The organism is Streptomyces sp. NPDC053542, assembly GCF_044544685.1.
Classification (GTDB): domain Bacteria; phylum Actinomycetota; class Actinomycetes; order Streptomycetales; family Streptomycetaceae; genus Streptomyces.
Genome location: NZ_JBITXL010000001.1, coordinates 709,633 through 726,208 on the forward strand (window position 1 = coordinate 709,633; position 16,576 = coordinate 726,208).

A 16,576-nucleotide genomic window follows, 5' to 3' on the forward strand; every position below is an offset into this window, starting at 1 on the left:
GAGCGGCGAGCCGGCACTCTCCCCGTGGCCGGCAGGCACGCCGCGAGACGCCATCAACTCAAGTCCTCCTACGGGAAGTTCGAGCCGCAGGCCACCTCACCACACACCAACAGGCCGCCCTCGCAAGGTGCCTACCCCACGACTCGGGCGTCGCCTCCTCCCTCGCCGACCGGAACCAGGCGACGATCCCGCCACTGAGGACCGGGGCGCGGCCCACGCGCTGACCGTGCTCACCGGGGACTTCCGTAGACTGCCGACGCCAACAACCAGCAGGACGCCACCGCAAGTTGACGCACCGACAGCGTCACGGCACGGCGGAGTCGAGGCGGGCCGTCTCTCACCGCAGTTCGGGGAGTGGATACAGGGCGGCCTTGAGGTCGGACGGGTGACAGCCACCCGCTCCGCCGACGACAGCGGTCCGGTGCGGATACCGGACCACGATCTGGACGACCTCGGCCCGCCCGGGGTGATCGAGCCGGACCTCTCAGTGGGCCCGCGCCCGGCCGACGCGCATTGTCCGACGGGTCAGTCGGACGGAGCGTGCGGCGGGGCGATGCCGGGCGTGTTGAGGGCGTAGGCGATGCCGGTGTCGGTGTCGTAGCCGGTGCGGAAGGCGGCCTGGTAGGCGTCGTCGCCGAGGAGGCGGCGGGCCTGCTGCTCGCACGCCTCGCGGGCGGCGATGAGTTCGGGCATGCCCTTCTGGGGGGTGCCGAGGGTGCGCCAGGCATGCTCGGCGGTGCCGAGGAGCCGGGCGGCCCGCTCGGCGTGCCGGGAGGCGATGGCCGTGGAGGCGAGCAGGTCGATGGCCATGGCGATGCCGATGCTGTCGTGAAGACGGTGCTTGCAGTCGAGAGCGGTGCGGGCATGGACCGCGGCCTCTTCCGTGCGTCCCACTCCCAGCGCGGCGAGGGCGCGCAGGTAGTCGCCCCACGCGCGGCACCAGATCTCGCCGCGCCGGTCACATTCGGCGCACAGCTCGTCGGCGACGGCCGCGGCCCGGTCGAACTGCCCGAGGTGGATGTGGACGAAGGCCCGGCCGCCCCGTGCCATGAACCACGCCCCGCCGTAACGCCCGCCGGGCGGCGGGGAGTGCGGCACCGCGTCGAGCACCTCGGCCGCCCGTGCCTGCCGACCGCTCTCCGTCAGGCCGATGCCCTCAAGGCAGACAGCGGCGATGCGGGCGGTCTCGTCGGTGTCCTCGGCCACGGCTTGCCCGAAGGCGACGGCGAGGCGGCGGCGGGTCTCGTCGTCACCCTGGACGGAGGCGGCGCACCCGCAGGCCCACAGGGCCTTGGCACGGGCCGGTCCGGCTTCGGCGTCGATCGCCAGGGCCCGCTCCAGGTAGTAGCGGCCTTCCCGGATGAAGCCGCAGGCGATCCAGAAGAACCACAGTGCCCCGCCGATCTCCAGTGCGGTGTGCCCGTCTTCCTCGGCGAGGCAGAGGTCCAGCGCGGCGCGGAGGTTGTCGTGCTCGGCGGTCATCCGGTCGCGCCAGGCGATCTGGCCGGGCCCCATCCAGGCGGCATCCGCGCGGTGGGCCAGTGCGTGGAAGCAGTCCCGGTGCCGGTGGCGCAGGGTGCGTTCCTCGCCCAGGCCGCGCAGCCAGCCCGCGCCGTACTCGCGGATGGTGTCCAGCATGCCGTAGCGCTCCCCGTCCCCGATCCGCTGCCGGGTCAGGAGGGAATGCGCGGCCAGCCGGGACAGCAGGGCCGGGATCATCTCGTCGGGCAGCCGCTCGTCCGTACACACCCGGCGCGCCGCCTCCGCATCGAAGCCCCCGGCGAACACCGACAGCCGCGCCCACAGCAACCGCTCGCGCGGGGTGCACAGCTCATGACTCCACCCGATAGCGGTGCGCAGCGCCTGGTGCCACGGAGGATCGGCGTCGTACACCACCTCGTCGGTGGTGCCCAGGACGGCGAAGCGGTCCTCCAGCCGTGCGGTCAGCTCGGTCACGGACAGCTCGCCGAGCCGTGCCGCGGCGAGTTCGATGGCCAGGGGAAGCCCGTCCAGCCGCCGGACCAGCCGTACCAGATCCGCCCGGTCGGCGTCGGCGACCGCGAACCCGGATACGGTCTCGGCCGCCCGCTCGCTCAGCAGAACCACCGCGTCGGACTGCCATGCCGCCGGATCGTCGTCCCCACCGTCGCCCTCGGGTACCGGCAGCGGGCCGATCGCAAGCACCCGTTCTGCGCGCAGGCCCAGCGGAAGGCGGCTGGTGACCAGCACGCGCAGCCCCGGCGCGGCCGCCAGCAGCAGCTGAACGGTCAGGGCGCAGCCGTCGATCAGGTGCTCGCAGGTGTCCAGGACGAGCAGCAGTTCGCGGTCGGCGAGGTAGTCGGCGAGTACGTCGATCATGGGGCGGGTCGTCTGGTCGGCCAGCGGCAGGGCCTCGGCGATGGTGTGTGCCAGCAGCGTGTCCTGCCGCAGCGGCGACAGTTCCACCAGCCAGGCTCCGTCCCGGAATCGGGGCTGCATGGCCCGCGCTGCCTCCACGGCCAGGCGGGTCTTGCCGACCCCGCCGACGCCGGTGAGCGTCACCAGCCGCGCCCGCCCGCACGCCTCCTGTACCTGCACGAGCTCCGCCTGCCGCCCGACCAGCCGTGTCGTCTCAGCGGGCAGATTCCCGATCCGCCGCAGCGGCTTCGTCGTCTTCATGATCGTCTCTCGTCGATCCGAGCCGACCCGCGGTTCATGCCTCGGGCCTGTTCCGGGGAGGAGTCTCTCGAAGTTCCGCACGAAGCATCAGCGGAAGGACGAAAGTGCCCAAGAGCAGGTGGTGGCGGATGATGGCGCAGCAAGGAGGCGGTCATGCCGTGCAAGGACGCGGACAGGCCGAGTGAGAATTCGGTCGTGGCCGACATGCGCGATGCACAGACCGCAATCGGGCTGTCGCCCCGCTGACCTGGTGTGGTCTGCCAGGTCAGCGGGCGGGCCCGGTCGTCGGCCAGCAGATGGATCTTGGTGGTCAGTCCGCCCCTGGAGCGTCCCAGCGCTTCTCGTCCATCGGCTTCCACGCGCGTCCCGCCCCCTTTTCCGGGAAGTCGCGCGGCGGTCGGTGCCGGGCCCCGGCCGCGTGCTGGTGGGTCCGGCAGGAGGTGGAGTCCATGTTGACCGCCCACTCCCGTTCCAGGCTGCGGGCCAAGGCGCCGTCGGGGTCGGTGGCATCGGCTTCGATTTGCAGCTCGGCCAGGATCCTCTGCCAAGTACCATCCGCCGACCAGCGGCGATGCCGTTCGTAGACGGTCTGCCAGGGACCGTAGCGCTCCGGCAGGTCCGGCCAGGGCACCCGGTGCGGGCCCGGAACGGTACCCCGTTGACCACCGTCCGGTGATCCGACCACTGCCCACCCGGCAGACCGTTCGCCGGCAGCAACGGCCTGATCTTCTGCCACTGCGCGTCGCTCAGTTCATGTCGTCGCACCATGCCGGACGCATGCCCTCACCACAGCCTGGTTCACCCTGCTGACAAGAGCCATCAGAAACGACCTAGCCGACGGTACGGGATCCGGAAGGGCGCGGCGTAGGCAAAGTACGCCGCGCCCTTCGGTGTCCGGCCGTGGGCAGCGGGCCCACCGCCGTCTAGGTTCGGTGCTGCCTGCGCACGTCGGTGGACCGGACAACTGGAGGCAGTCATGGGGACGTTCACCACGACCGACGGCACGGAGATCTTCTACAAGGACTGGGGGAGCGGGCGGCCCGTCGTCTTCAGCCACGGCTGGCCGCTGCACGCGGACGCCTGGGACGGCCAGCTGCGCCTGGTGGCCGAGCAGGGCTACCGCGGCCTCGCGCACGACCGCCGCGGCCACGGCCGCTCCGGACAGCCGTGGCACGGCAACGACATTGACACCTACGCGGACGACCTCGCCCGGCTGCTGGAGATCCTGAACCTGCGCGAGGTGGTCCTGGTCGGGCACTCCACGGGCGGCGGCGAAGTGGCGCGCTACCTCGGCCGGCACGGCACGTCACGGATCGCCAAGGTCGTCCTGCTCGGCGCCGTACCGCCGTTGATGCTGCGCACGGACACCAACCCCGAGGGCTCGCCCATCGAGGTGTTCGACGGGCTCCGGGAGGGGCTGCTGCGCGACCGGGCGCAGTTCTACCGCGAGCTGAGCGAGCCCTTCTACGGCGCGAACCGGCCGGGCGCGACCGTCTCGCAGGGCACCCGGGACGCGTTCTGGCTGATGAGCATGGCGGCCGGGATGAAGGCGGCGTACGACTGCATCGAGCAGTTCTCGGCGACGGACTTCACGGCGGACCTGCAGCGCATCGACGTGCCCACGCTGATCGCCCACGGCGAGGACGACCAGATCGTGCCCATCAAGGCCGCCGCGAAGAACTCGGCGTCGATCGTCAAGGACGCGGCGCTGAAGGTGTATCCCGGCGCGCCGCACGGCCTCACCGGGGAGTACGAGCAGGCGTTCAACAGGGACCTGCTCGCCTTCCTCAAGGACTAGGTCGTTTCTGATGGCTCTTGTCAGCAGGGTGAACCAGGCTGTGGTGAGGGCATGCGTCCGGCATGGTGCGACGACATGAACTGAGCGACGCGCAGTGGCAGAAGATCAGGCCGTTGCTGCCGGCGAACGGTCTGCCGGGTGGGCAGTGGTCGGATCACCGGACGGTGGTCAACGGGGTACTGTTCCGGGCCCGCACCGGGTACCCCGGCCGGACCTGCCGGAGCGCTACGGTCCCTGGCAGACCGTCTACGAACGGCATCGCCGCTGGTCGGCACTTTCTGCGTGAGGGAGCCGTGGCTGCTGGTTCAGGGGCGGCGTCGCTGCCGGGCGGGGCGGCTGCGCCGTGACTGCTGCGCGGTGCCGGTGCGCTCGGGAGGCTGGGTGTCCGCGGCGGTCAGGGCGATGCCCGAGGGCGCCTGGGCCCCGGTGATGCGGCTCAGGTCGGCTTCGCCCGGGTGGATCCTGGTTTCCTGTGCGGTGATGGCGGCGTCCGACATCAGGCGGTTCATGCTGCGGCGCTGTCCGGGGAGGACGAGGGTGACGACGGTGCCGGACTCGCCGGCGCGGGCAGTACGCCCGCCGCGGTGCAGGTAATCCTTGTGGTCGCTCGGCGGGTCGACGTTGACGACGAGGTCGAGGTTGTCGACGTGGATGCCGCGGGCCGCGACATTGGTGGCCACCAGCACGTTCGCGTGGCCTGACTTGAAACCGGCGAGGGTGCGGGTGCGCTGGGACTGCGACTTCCCGCCGTGCAGGGCCGAGGCGCGTACCCCCACCGCCAGAAGGTCCCTGGTCAGCCGATCCACCGCGTGCTTGGTGTCCAGGAACATGATCACTCGTCCGTCACGGGCGGCGATCCGGGTGGTCGTCGCCTGCTTGTCGGCTCCCTGAACGTGCAGCAGATGGTGCTCCATGGAGGTGACCGCGCCTGCGGAAGGGTCGACGGAGTGGACCACCGGATCGGTCAGATAGCGGCGGACCAGGAGGTCGACGTTGCGGTCCAGGGTGGCGGAGAAGAGAAGACGCTGCCCCTCCGGGCGTACCTGGTCGAGCAGGTGGGTCACCTGGGGCATGAAGCCCATGTCGGCCATCTGGTCGGCTTCGTCCAGGACCGTGATGGCCACCCGGTCCAGTCGGCAGTCGCCGCGTTCGATGAGGTCCTTGAGCCGGCCGGGCGTGGCGACCACCACCTCGCTGCCGCTCTGCAGATCGCGTGCCTGACGGCTGATCGACATGCCGCCGACCACCGTGGTGAGCCGCAGCCGCAGCGCGCGGGCATAGGGGGTGAGCGCGGCCGTTACCTGCTGTGCCAGCTCCCGGGTGGGGACGAGGACCAGTGCCAGCGGGCTCCGCGGCTCGGCGCGCTGCCCCGCGGTGCGGGCCAGCAGGGCGAGACCGAAGGCCAGGGTCTTGCCCGAGCCCGTACGGCCCCGGCCCAGCACGTCCCGGCCGGCCAGCGCGTTGGGCAGCGTGGCGGCCTGGATCGGGAACGGTGCGCTCATGCCATGGGCACGGAGCGTGGTCCTCAAACGGTCGGGCATGTCGAGGCCGGCGAACGTCTCGACAGCCGGCAACGGCGGAGTGTGGGTGACCGGCAGTGCGAACTCTCGCGGGGCGCCGGTGGCGCGTCCCCGACGAGCATGCCCGGTCTTGGCCGAGCGCGACGGTCCGCCGTGGCGGGCGATTCCCTGCGAGCGACGGCTGTCGCGGCCGGAGCCGATGGCGCCGCTGCGCGAGAGGGCGGAGTCGGCAGTGGTGCGAGCAGTGCGGTTCATACAGAACCTTCCTCGATGCGGCACGTATCGAGGAATTCGCCGCAGCGCTGTTGAACCACGTACGCATTCGCAAGATCGAGCCGAAGAAAAGACGAAACAAACGGGGCCTGAAATGGCGCCGAGTCGTCGTGAAGAAGCACCGGGACGCGGTCCGTAACGAACGTGACCGGTATACGGGTGCCAGGGAGTCAGGGGGCGTCCCGCCCCGACTCGCCGTTGCGGCAGACGGTGCCGCCGCTCGCTCGCCGCCGCGGGCGGAAGTCCGTCAGTACGGGCGAGCTTGAATAACGCAACGAGCCGGGGCCGCACGCAGGTGCGTGCCCCAGCTCGTTGTGCGCGTCAGCGTCAGGCGGGAACGATGTTCTCCGCCTGCGGGCCCTTCTGGCCCTGCGTGACGTCGAAGCTTACCTTCTGGCCTTCGAGCAGCTCACGGAAGCCGGTGGCGTTGATGTTCGAGTAGTGGGCGAACACGTCAGCGCCGCCACCCTCCTGCTCGATGAAGCCGAAGCCCTTTTCCGCGTTGAACCACTTCACGGTGCCAGTAGCCAAAATACATCTCCTTCTGGGCGATACCCGGAACCCGCACTGCGCAGGAACCGGAGCTGCCGCAATGATCGCCCTTCCGGGAAGACCGGCACACACAAGACTCCCCCGGAAATCCAGGGGAAACACTCGAAGCTTCGGGGAACCACAACTGCAACTGACGTGAGCGTAGCACGACCCCTCCGGGAGAAGGCAACAATTTCTTGCTTCGGATCCGCCGAGCCAGAAACCCTCGCCACACATTCCCGCATTTCTGCAACGGCGAGACCAGATATTTATATCCAGGAGGCTGCCGGAATTACCCAGCTGCGCCGCTCGCACGCCCGAGGACACCGCCGGATTGCGCAGCTGTCCGTTGATGGATCGGACCTCTTCGAGGCAGCAGCGCCGGGAGGAACCGATGGATGGCCGTGGAACCAGTGCGCTCCGACGACTCACCCAGATGGGCGCGCCTGGGCGGAGCGAGGGCGGACAGGCGCCAGGGATGAACATGATCGGACGATTCGAACGGGCCATGGAACGCTGGACGAGTGCCGCATGGGCCTCGATGCGCAAGCCCGGGAAGAAGCCGATGGACGTGGTGGCCCGGCTGCGCCGGGAGTGTGACGACAACGCCCTGATCATGGGCCGTGGCCACACCGTGGTACCCAACTGCTTCTCGATCGAGCTGCCCGCGGCCAGCCACCGGCGGCTGGCCGGCCACCGGGAGCGGCTCGGGCCCGAGCTGGCCACTGAGATCCGGCGGTACGCGGCCGAGCGGTCCTACAGCTTCGCCGGCCCGGTGACAGTGGGTGTAGTGGCGCATCCGGACGGCGGGCGCGCCCGCTACCGAGTGCGCAGCCGTCTGGTCCCCTGCCACCCGCCGACGCACAGGGACACCCCGACCATGGCCCTGCCGCAGGTGGCTGTGCCTCCGCCCAAGGGGGACTGACCGGGTCGGCCGACGCCTCGGAGAGCTTCGCCGGAGGAGGGCCGCACAACTCAGGCCGTGCCGCTCCCACCCTGCATATGAGCCTGCACAGGAACCCCGCATCGGGCTCAGCGTCCAAGCGGAGGTACTCAGTCGCAGATCCGGGTGCCGCGGGGCAGGTCGGCCGATGTCAGGCGTCGCTTGGGCGCCGGCGCTGTGCGGCGGAGTGGCGCAGTTCCTCATTGATGCGCTTTGCCTCCTCGAGCTGGTCTTCGAGGATGACGATGCGGCAGGCCGCCTCGATGGAGGTGCCCTGGTCGACCAGTTCGCGGGCACGGGCCGCGATGCGCAGCTGGTAGCGGGAGTAGCGGCGGTGGCCGCCCTCGGAACGGAGCGGGGTGATCAGGCGGGCTTCGCCTATGGCCCGCAGGAAGGCGGGGGTGGTGCCGAGCAGTTCGGCGGCGCGGCCCATGGTGTAAGCGGGGTAATCGTCGTCATCGAGACGGTCGAGCGGGTTGTCTGCTGTCATCTGCACCTCGCGGCAGATCACGCGTCGAGGGGCCCTGGTGCCGTACGGCACCAGGGCCCCGAGGATTTCAACACCATCTGCCGACGGTTGACTGCGCCGACCTTCTCATTCCGCGCCTCTCCGCCTGGGAGGCCGGAGGCGCGGGGATCGCGGTTGCGTGACCGGGGACCACCTTCCAATCCGGGGTCTTGCGGTACCCAGGCGGGCTGCTTCCTCGCCCGGGCGATCCTGATGGCGTCTTCCTCCTCTCCGGACTTCTGGTTCGTACTGCTGGAACGTGCGGTACTGCTCGCGGCCCCTGGTGGGCCGCCCAGCCCGGCAGTCAGCGACGGAACCCTTTTGTGCCTTCCGGCTCCCTCGCTCCACTGCCGTGCCGTTGCTACTCGGTTCCGCTGCGCGGCAGTTCGTCCTCTGCCGCGCTTCAGTCGATCTCGTGGCTACAGACAAAACAGTAACCCTGCGACCCGCGCATGTCTACACTCGCCGCAACAGATTTCCTGCAACGGAGTGACTCGCGTTTCCGCAGGCGACCGATGACGGAAATCTGTCCTAGCAGCGCACGGATGCCTGATCCCGGTGGAGCGGGGCAGACGGGCCCTGCGAAACCGCGCAACCGATCCAGGTGGGGTGTTACGCAGATGAAGAGCACGAAGGTCACCGCCCGCCCGCCGGCCCCCGCCCCGACCACCCTCCGGGGGGACAGCGCCGCCGGCGTCCAGCGCGCCCGTCAGGCCACGCGCGCCTTCGCCGACAGCCTCACTCCCCCACCCGATCCCGCGACAGCCGACACCCTGGTCCTGGTGGTGTCCGAACTGGTCACCAACGCGCTGCGCCACGGCGGCGGCCGTTACACCCTTCAGCTCACCGCCGGGTCCGAAACGCTGGACGTGGCCGTCAACGATCCCAGCCCCGCATCACCTCAGGAACGCGCCCCGGACCTGAATGAAGGCGGCGGCTTCGGCTGGAACCTGGTCCGCCACCTCACCCACGCCCTGACCATCACCCACGACACAGGGCCCGGCCACGGCAAAACCATCCACGCCCGAATCCTCCGCTAGGGACACCGGCGGGCTGACACCTCTTCCGACACCGCCCGCGACGGGCGCCTGCTAGAGCCACTGGTGCGACTTATGCGCGAGACCGACGGGGCCTTCCGGCGCGGAACGGGATGGAGGCCGACACGCGCTCGCGTGGCGGGGCTGATCGCCGCGTCCTTGCACGGGCCAACCGTATCCACGGACGGTACCCGGCACCCGGCACCCGGCACCCGGCACCCGGCACCCGGCACCCGGCGGCAGTGATCACACAGGCCGCCGAGCTGGCATGGCCGAAGGGACTCAACCGCCACCAGCCGGCAGCAGCAACCGACCTCCAACCATGGATCGCCTCGCTGGAGGCCGACGACGTCGGGCTGACCATGCTGCTGTGTGTTCTGCTGCGCTGGACGGACGACATTGAGACAGCCGCCCTGGCGCCGTCACTGTTCAGCCGCGCATGGGCCACCGGCACCCGCCACCTGCAGTACGCAGGCGTCGACCTGCTCGCCGGCATCCACACCACTGTGGATGTGGCGACCGAGAGCCAAGTCATCGAGTTGCTGAACGGCGTGCACACGGACGACATATGGGTGTCGACGCCCCTCGTCGAGACTCTGCACCGTTACGGTCAGCTCACCTCCCCGTCCGTCGTTGAGGACATCACCAAAGAGATCACCCTCCTCCTCGCCCATCCCGAACAGCCCGAGGCCCCTGCCCGCGCCAGAGGAATCGTGAACAGCCAGTTCGAGGAAGTGATCTCCGCGCCGTTCATTGAGGCGATCGACGCCCTTGAACCGGTCTCGCGCCGCGCTCTGCTAACTCTCGCGGTGCAAGAAGGCGATGCCACCCTCTTCACAGACGTCGTCCTCAAGGAACTCGTACACGCGAAGGACCCGTCCGCACTGCCAGCCATGCAGTACTGGGCGCCTCCCACCTGGACGATGGGCCCTTCAGGCAAGATGCCGTCAGCTGCCATCTGCTCGGCATCGAAGGCTGCGCCGCCCACCTGCCGTCCCCACCCCCACTACTGGAAGGTCATCAGGGCGCTGACGCCGACGCATGGCGCTGCTACGGGAAGATCCTGTTCTGGCTTCACCGCTCTGGCCTCAGCACAGGTGAGCAGCACACACGCTGCCTACCGTTGTGGGAGGAGCTCACCACTTCGCTCTTGGACGCAGCTGTGGATCCGCTCCATCAGTTCCAGTACGCCGCCATGTTCGCGCGGGACGTCCGGACGAGTGCGCTCGGCCGGATCGTCGACACCTTCCCCGCGCAGACCCGCACCGTTCTGCATCACGGCCTCAGCGCCCCAGCCCGCCTCACCTCACTCTTCACGCACTCCGAGCCTGACCGCCGCACCGCCACCGCAATGCGGCTGCTCACCCCTGTAGGAGACCACTCCTCCCTTCCTCTGCTCGCCCTCTATCGCGACCACCCTGATCACGGCGGTACAGCCGCCGACGCCATTCGGCAGATCAACAACCGCGCGATCCCGCGGACGTGACATGCCGCGCCGCACAGCATGCTGGAGCAGGCGCGGGCTGGGAGTAGGGCATGACATAGATGCCCAGGTCGTCACCTTCGACGCCCTCGAGGAAGGAGCCGCCCTAGGCAGCCGGCGCCCCGCTCCTCACCGCTCCAGTGGGCGGTGAGCGGTCTCGGGCAGCCGGAGGTAGACCGCGGAGGAGACCAGGCACAGTACCGCCACGTACACGGGGAAGAGGCCGGCTTGGCCCAGGTCCTTGAACAGGGTGCCGATGTAGGGCGCCGTGCCGCCGAAGAGGGCGACGGTGAGCGAGTAGGGGAACCCGATTCCCGCGGCGCGCACCCGGGCCGGGAAGGTCTCCGCATTCACCGCCGCCGAGATGGCCGTGAAACCGCTCAGCAGGATCATGCCGGCGCACTGCACGAGCAGCAGCGTGACGAAGGAATCGTTGAGCGCGCGCAGCAGCGGCACGCTCAGCAGCGCGAAGCCGAGGCCGAACATCAGCAACAGCGGCTTGCGTCCGAAGCGGTCGGAGGTGATGCCTGTGATGGGCTGGAGGACGGCGAAGAAGGTCAGAGAGAGGGTGCCTGCCAGCAGCGCGTCCGCCTTGGTCACGCCGGCGTTCAGCTCCGCGTACGTCGGCAGGTACGAGGTCCAGGTGTAGTACGCGAGCGTGCCGCCCGCGGTGATGCCGCAGATCAGCAGCGACTCGCGCGGATGGCGGCGCAGCGCCTCGAAGAGGCCGGGGCGGGGCGCCTTCGCCTGCTCTTCGCTCCGCGTCTCGCGCGCACCGGTCCGGATCCAGAAACCCACGAGGCTCAGGAGCGCGCCCAGCACGAAGGGGACCCGCCAGCCCCAGCTGTCCATGGTGGCGGGCGCGAGATTCCCGACGAGCAGCGCCGCGACGCCGGACGCGACGAGCTGGCCAATGGTCGTCGAGACGTACTGGAAGCTGGAGAAGAGTCCGCGCCGGCCGGGTCCGGCCGACTCCACGAGGAAGGTGGTCGACGCGGCGAACTCCCCGCCGACCGAGAGTCCTTGCAGCAGTCGGGCCAGGACGAGGACGATCGGCGCGAGGACGCCGGCGGCGGCGTACGTGGGCGTCAGGCCCACCAGCAGGCTGCTGCCGCCCATCAGCAGGATGGTCACCGTCAGCGCGGCACGGCGCCCACGCCGGTCGGCCACCGCGCCCATCAGCAGCCCGCCGACGGGCCGCATGAAGAACCCCACCGCGAAGACCGCGAACGTCGAGAGTAGCGGCACCAGTGAATTCCCCGCGCCCTTGGGGAAGATCTGCGCGGCGATGTACGTGGCGAGGAAGGTATATGCATACCAATCATACCATTCGACCGCATTGCCGACCGAGGCGGCGAACAGTTGCCGAACAGGACGCGCCGGAGGGGCCACAACACCCCCATGAGAGCCCTCAATAGCAGAATCCGGCCCACCCTCGGGCGCAGGCCCTTTCGCGGAAGCTGTCATGATCACGCATCTCCCCGTCTTCGAGCACGGCAATCACACCGCGCAGATCTCTCCAGAAGTCGTAGCGCTACACGCCACGGACGAACCTTCACCGGCGACCGCTTCATCGAGACCGCCTGACAACAAGAGCGAGAACCTCCACGCCCGCAAGGGCTCAGCTCAGGTGCTCGCAGCAGCCCTGACTACCCGTCAGCTAAGTCAGCAAACAGTCAGTATCGATCCGGCCAGACGCAGCGACACCCAGCAACACCTGCACATGAATGAGTGCTCATATAACTACGCCGACCTGCGTTGATGCAGGTCCGGGGCGCTCAAGTAGACTGCCTGCGCGTCCGTGCAGGAGAACCAGTCGTACCATTCGACCGCATTGCCTACGGACGCCGCCGCGAGCTGCCGCTTCGCGGATACCGGGCGCCGCTCCCCCGTCTGCCGGTCCGCCATCTTGTTCTCCGCGCTCGACATGCGCCTCCGCTCCCGGGTCCTTCACGTGGCCCTGCCGCTCGGGCAGGATGAGCCGTCAGGTGATCATGCCCCCGCGAGGCCGGTGGCCGCCAGGTCCGAGTGCGGCCGAAAGGAGATGGCAACGTGCGCGTAGCACTGTTCGTCACCTGTATCAACGACACGCTCTACCCACGGACCGGCCGGGCGGTGGTCACGCTCCTGGAACGCCTGGGGGTCGAGGTCGGCTTCCCGGCCGAGCAGAGCTGTTGCGGGCAGCCGCAGTTCAATACCGGGTACCGGCACGCCACGGAGCCGTTGGCGCTCCGGTACGCGCGGGTGTTCCGTGACTATGAGTACGTGGTGGTGCCTTCGGGGTCGTGCGCCGCGATGGTGCGGGACAACTATCCGCGGCTGGGCGAGAAGGCCGCGGCGGAGGGGCGGGGCCGGGCGCTCGTCGAGGTGGCGGCGGAGGCCGTGCCCAAGACGTACGAGCTGTCGGAGTTCCTGGTCGATGTGTTGAAGGTGACGGATGTGGGTGCGTACTACCCGCACGCCGTCACCTATCACCCAACCTGTCACGGTCTGCGGACGTTGGAGCTCGGGGACCGGCCGCGCGCCCTGCTCCAGCATGTGAAGGGCCTCGAACTGCGCGAGCTGGCGGGTGCCGAGGAGTGCTGCGGCTTCGGCGGCACCTTCGCCGTCAAGAATCCGGCCGTCTCCGCCGCGATGGGTGCCGACAAGACGCGGCACATCCAGGAGACCGGCGCCGAGGCGGTCTGCACGGTCGACAACTCCTGTCTGATGCACATCGGCGGCACGCTCTCGCGGCAGGGCTCGACGGTCCGGCCGGTCCATCTCGCGGAGATCCTGGCCAGTACGGAAGGGAACGTGCTGTGACGGCAAGGACCGATTCCGCCGATCCCGCTGATTCCGCCGATCCCGCCGATCCCGCCGATTCCGCTGATTCCGCCGATTCGCCGAGCGAAGGGAACGTGCTGTGAGCGTCACCGACCTGGGCATGCCCGCCTTCCCGGCGGCCGCCGACCGCTCCACCCGCGACACCCGGCTGCGCGCCAATCTCCGGTATGCCACGCACACCATCCGGGACAAACGGGCCAGGGCGGTGGGCGAGCTGGAGGACTGGGCGCAGTTGCGCACGGCGGGGCGGGCGATCAAGGAACGCACGCTGCGCCATCTGGATCACTATCTGGAGCGGTTGGAGGAGGCGGTGACCGCGGCGGGCGGCCAGGTGCACTGGGCGGCCGACGCGGCGGAGGCCAACCGCATCGTGACGCGTCTCGTGCGGGCCACCGGCGAGCGCGAGGTCGTCAAGGTCAAGTCGATGGCCACGCAGGAGATCGGGCTGAACGAGGCGCTGGAGGAGGCGGGGATCAGCGCGTACGAGACGGATCTTGCCGAGCTGATCGTGCAGCTCGGCAAGGACCGTCCGTCGCACATCCTGGTCCCGGCGATCCACCGCAACCGCTCCGAGATCCGCGACATCTTCCGCTCCGAGATGGGCAGTTGGGGGCGGCCCGCGCCGGAGGGGCTGACCGACCGGCCCAGCGATCTGGCCGAGGCGGCCCGGCTGCACCTGCGGGAGAAGTTCCTGCGCGCGAAGGTCGGCATCTCCGGCGCCAACTTCATGGTCGCGGAGACCGGGACGCTCGTGGTCGTGGAGTCCGAGGGCAACGGGCGGATGTGCCTGACGCTCCCGGAGACGCTGATCTCCGTCGTCGGCATCGAGAAGGTGGTGCCCAGCCGGCAGGACCTCGAGGTCTTCCTTCAGCTGCTGCCGCGCTCCTCCACGGCCGAGCGGATGAACCCGTACACCTCGATGTGGACGGGCACCACCGACGGCGACGGGCCGCAGACGTTCCATCTGGTCCTGCTGGACAACGGGCGGACGGACACGCTCGCCGACACGGTGGGCCGGCAGGCGCTGCGTTGCATCCGCTGCTCGGCCTGCCTGAACGTCTGCCCGGTGTACGAGCGGGCCGGCGGGCACGCGTACGGCTCGGCCTACCCGGGGCCGATCGGCGCGATCCTCACGCCGCAGCTGCGCGGCACGGCGAGCGCGCTGGACGCCTCCCTGCCGTACGCGTCGTCGCTGTGCGGGGCGTGTTACGAGGTGTGTCCGGTCGCGATCGACATTCCGGAGGTGCTGGTGCATCTGCGGGAGCGGGTCGTGGAGGGCGGCAAGGTCACGCGGCGCGGGGTGAAGACGCTGATCAAGCCCGCGAAGGGGCATGCGGCGGAGCGAGCGGCGATGCGGGCCGCGGGCCTGGTCTTCGACCGGCCCGGGGTACTGCGCGCGGGCCAGCGACTGGCGGCCCGCACCCGGAAGCTGCACCCGCGACGGCTGCCTGGGCCGGGGCGCGCCTGGTCGGACACCCGCGACCTGCCACCGGTACCGGCGGAGTCGTTCCGGGACTGGTGGCAGCGCACCCGAGGCGGGGAGCGCGGCAGCGGACGTGAGGGCCACGGCGACGGACGTGAGGAGAGCGGGAAGTGAGCAGCCGGGACGTGGTGTTGGCGCGGGTGCGCCGGGCGCTGGCGGACGTACCGCGGGGGTCGGGCCCCGAGGAGACGGCGGTGCCGAGGGACTATCTGCGGGTGCACGGCGAGCTCCCCACCGAGGACACCCTGCAGCTGCTGGCAGAGAACCTCGCGGACTACCGCGCGATCGTCCACGACATCGACGCCGCCGGGCTGCCGGGCCTGCTCGCGCACCTGCTGGGCGAACGGGGTTCGCGGTCGGTGGTGGCCCCGGCGGGGCTGCCGCCCGAGTGGCTGGCGGCCTGTGACCTGGAAGTGGTGCCGGACGTGCCGGGGACCACGCCCGGCGAGCTGGACGCGGTGGACAGCGTGGTGACGGGCTGCGCGGTCGCCATCGCCGAGACCGGGACGATCGTCCTGGACGGGGGCCCGGACCAGGGCCGCCGGCGCATCACGCTCGTACCGGACCATCACATCTGCGTCGTACGGGTGCCGGAGCAGGTCGTGGCGTCGGTGCCGCAGGCGCTGGAGCGGCTGGCCCCACAGCGCCCGCTGACCTGGATCTCGGGTCCGTCCGCGACGAGCGACATCGAGCTGGACCGGGTGGAGGGCGTCCACGGGCCGCGGACGCTGGAGGTGGTGCTGATGACGCCGTGAGGCGTACTGCACAGCAGCGCGCGGGTCGGTCAGTCGAAGCGGATGTGGCGGAGGCCGACGCCGGCCCGGCGGAGCCTGGCCCGGAGGGGGCCGTCGGTGTTCGGAGTCAGCCGCAGGCCGGCCGAGGCGGCGATGCGGCCGGCCACCTCGGGGACGGTGAGGCGGTCGGTCCACAGGTGCTCGGCGAACTCCGGTTTCGCCAGCTGCTCCAGGCACCGGTCCAGCCGCCGTACGGCGAACGTTTCGTGACGTGGGGGCGCGGTCCGTCCTGAAAGGAGATGGAGGGCGCGCCCGACGCCGCGCTCGCGCAGCCGCCGCAGCACCGTCCGGCGGTCCGCCAGCAGGGCGAAGTGCCGCACGTCGTGGCCGCGGTCGCGCAGCCGGCCGACGGTCTCCTGGAAGTAGGCGGGCTCCACGACGGTCATCGGGACGATCACCGTGCCGTCGTGCCCGGTGAGGGCCGCCTCCAGCACCTCGTACACGCCCTGCCGCCAGGCCGGCAGGTCCTGGAAGTCGCCGCGCAGCGCGGGCGGCAGCGTCCGGTGCAGGCCGAAGCCGATGTGCTCGGGGTCGCAGACCACGCTGCCGGGCAGGCGCCGCCGGATCTCGTACGCGGTCTGCGTCTTGCCGCCCCCGAAGGGGCCGTTGATCCACAGGAGCATGGGGCCGAGCCTAGGCCGTGTCCGCAAAGTCCCGCCTGGCCCGCGACGCCTGGCACTTCCCCAAGCTCTCGGCTTCGCTCGAGCAGGGGATACCCCAAC

14 protein-coding genes and 2 pseudogenes are annotated in these 16,576 nt (G+C 70.1%); 9 read left to right on the forward strand and 7 right to left on the reverse strand.

The genetic code is table 11. The features are described 5' to 3' along the window. Positions 1-525: 525 nt before the first annotated feature. Positions 526-2,658 carry an ATP-binding protein gene (locus tag ACIGXO_RS03075; RefSeq protein WP_399779406.1) on the reverse strand — a complete coding sequence of 711 codons (2,133 nt, stop codon included), beginning with the start codon at positions 2,656-2,658 and terminating at the stop codon, positions 526-528. A 310-nt stretch (positions 2,659-2,968) separates the two neighbouring features. Next, a pseudogene (locus tag ACIGXO_RS03080) lies at positions 2,969-3,426 on the reverse strand (IS5 family transposase). Positions 3,427-3,634: 208 nt separating this feature from the next. On the opposite strand from ACIGXO_RS03080, the gene ACIGXO_RS03085 reads away from it, so the two are divergent. Then, entirely contained in the window at positions 3,635-4,456 is an 822-nt protein-coding gene (locus ACIGXO_RS03085; protein ID WP_399779408.1) for an alpha/beta fold hydrolase, read from the forward strand. Between the two features lie 62 nt (positions 4,457-4,518). After that, a pseudogene (locus ACIGXO_RS03090) lies at positions 4,519-4,730 on the forward strand (transposase); the annotation flags it as partial. A gap of 31 nt (positions 4,731-4,761) precedes the next feature. Here ACIGXO_RS03090 and ACIGXO_RS03095 read toward each other — a convergent pair. After that, complete coding sequence (locus ACIGXO_RS03095) at positions 4,762-6,231, reverse strand: DEAD/DEAH box helicase (RefSeq protein ID WP_399779410.1); 1,470 nt, start codon at positions 6,229-6,231, stop codon at positions 4,762-4,764. 345 nt (positions 6,232-6,576) lie between these two features. After that, the gene (locus ACIGXO_RS03100; RefSeq protein ID WP_031058283.1) at positions 6,577-6,780 is read right to left on the reverse strand and encodes a cold-shock protein; all 204 of its coding nucleotides are present in this window, start codon (positions 6,778-6,780) and stop codon (positions 6,577-6,579) included. Between the two features lie 484 nt (positions 6,781-7,264). On the opposite strand from ACIGXO_RS03100, the gene ACIGXO_RS03105 reads away from it, so the two are divergent. Continuing rightward, positions 7,265-7,705 carry a DUF3662 domain-containing protein gene (locus tag ACIGXO_RS03105; protein WP_399779412.1) on the forward strand — a complete coding sequence of 147 codons (441 nt, stop codon included), beginning with the start codon at positions 7,265-7,267 and terminating at the stop codon, positions 7,703-7,705. A gap of 169 nt (positions 7,706-7,874) precedes the next feature. Here ACIGXO_RS03105 and ACIGXO_RS03110 read toward each other — a convergent pair whose 3' ends face one another. After that, positions 7,875-8,213, reverse strand: coding sequence for a MerR family transcriptional regulator (locus ACIGXO_RS03110; RefSeq protein ID WP_399779414.1), 339 nt, complete (start codon positions 8,211-8,213; stop codon positions 7,875-7,877). 638 nt (positions 8,214-8,851) lie between these two features. On the opposite strand from ACIGXO_RS03110, the gene ACIGXO_RS03115 reads away from it, so the two are divergent. Together ACIGXO_RS03115 and ACIGXO_RS03120 are read left to right on the forward strand one after the other, a co-directional pair. After that, positions 8,852-9,271 carry an ATP-binding protein gene (locus ACIGXO_RS03115; protein ID WP_399779416.1) on the forward strand — a complete coding sequence of 140 codons (420 nt, stop codon included), beginning with the start codon at positions 8,852-8,854 and terminating at the stop codon, positions 9,269-9,271. Positions 9,272-9,510: 239 nt separating this feature from the next. Then, positions 9,511-10,641 (forward strand): hypothetical protein, encoded by a 1,131-nt coding sequence (locus ACIGXO_RS03120; RefSeq protein ID WP_399779418.1) that lies wholly within the window; start codon positions 9,511-9,513, stop codon positions 10,639-10,641. A gap of 239 nt (positions 10,642-10,880) precedes the next feature. Here the strand turns inward: ACIGXO_RS03120 and ACIGXO_RS03125 are convergent, their stop codons facing one another. After that, positions 10,881-12,218, reverse strand: a complete 1,338-nt coding sequence (locus tag ACIGXO_RS03125; RefSeq protein WP_399779419.1) for an MFS transporter — start codon at positions 12,216-12,218, stop codon at positions 10,881-10,883. Between ACIGXO_RS03125 and ACIGXO_RS03130 the strand changes: the two genes are divergently transcribed. From ACIGXO_RS03130 to ACIGXO_RS03145, 4 genes are all read left to right on the forward strand, one after another. Then, positions 12,217-12,513, forward strand: a complete 297-nt coding sequence (locus tag ACIGXO_RS03130) for a hypothetical protein (RefSeq protein ID WP_399779420.1) — start codon at positions 12,217-12,219, stop codon at positions 12,511-12,513. The genes ACIGXO_RS03125 and ACIGXO_RS03130 overlap by 2 nt on opposite strands. Before the next feature lie 290 nt (positions 12,514-12,803). Next, on the forward strand, positions 12,804-13,556 hold the full coding sequence (locus ACIGXO_RS03135; RefSeq protein WP_399779422.1) for a (Fe-S)-binding protein: 753 nt from the start codon (positions 12,804-12,806) through the stop codon (positions 13,554-13,556). A 100-nt stretch (positions 13,557-13,656) separates the two neighbouring features. After that, positions 13,657-15,174 (forward strand): lactate utilization protein B, encoded by a 1,518-nt coding sequence (locus ACIGXO_RS03140; protein ID WP_399779423.1) that lies wholly within the window; start codon positions 13,657-13,659, stop codon positions 15,172-15,174. Further along, a complete protein-coding gene (locus tag ACIGXO_RS03145; RefSeq protein WP_399779425.1) occupies positions 15,171-15,815 on the forward strand; it encodes a lactate utilization protein C in 645 nt (214 codons plus the stop codon). Before ACIGXO_RS03140 ends, ACIGXO_RS03145 begins: the two co-directional genes overlap by 4 nt. Before the next feature lie 29 nt (positions 15,816-15,844). Here the strand turns inward: ACIGXO_RS03145 and ACIGXO_RS03150 are convergent, their stop codons facing one another. Beyond that, on the reverse strand, positions 15,845-16,477 hold the full coding sequence (locus ACIGXO_RS03150; protein ID WP_399779427.1) for an AAA family ATPase: 633 nt from the start codon (positions 16,475-16,477) through the stop codon (positions 15,845-15,847). Positions 16,478-16,576 lie beyond the last annotated feature (99 nt).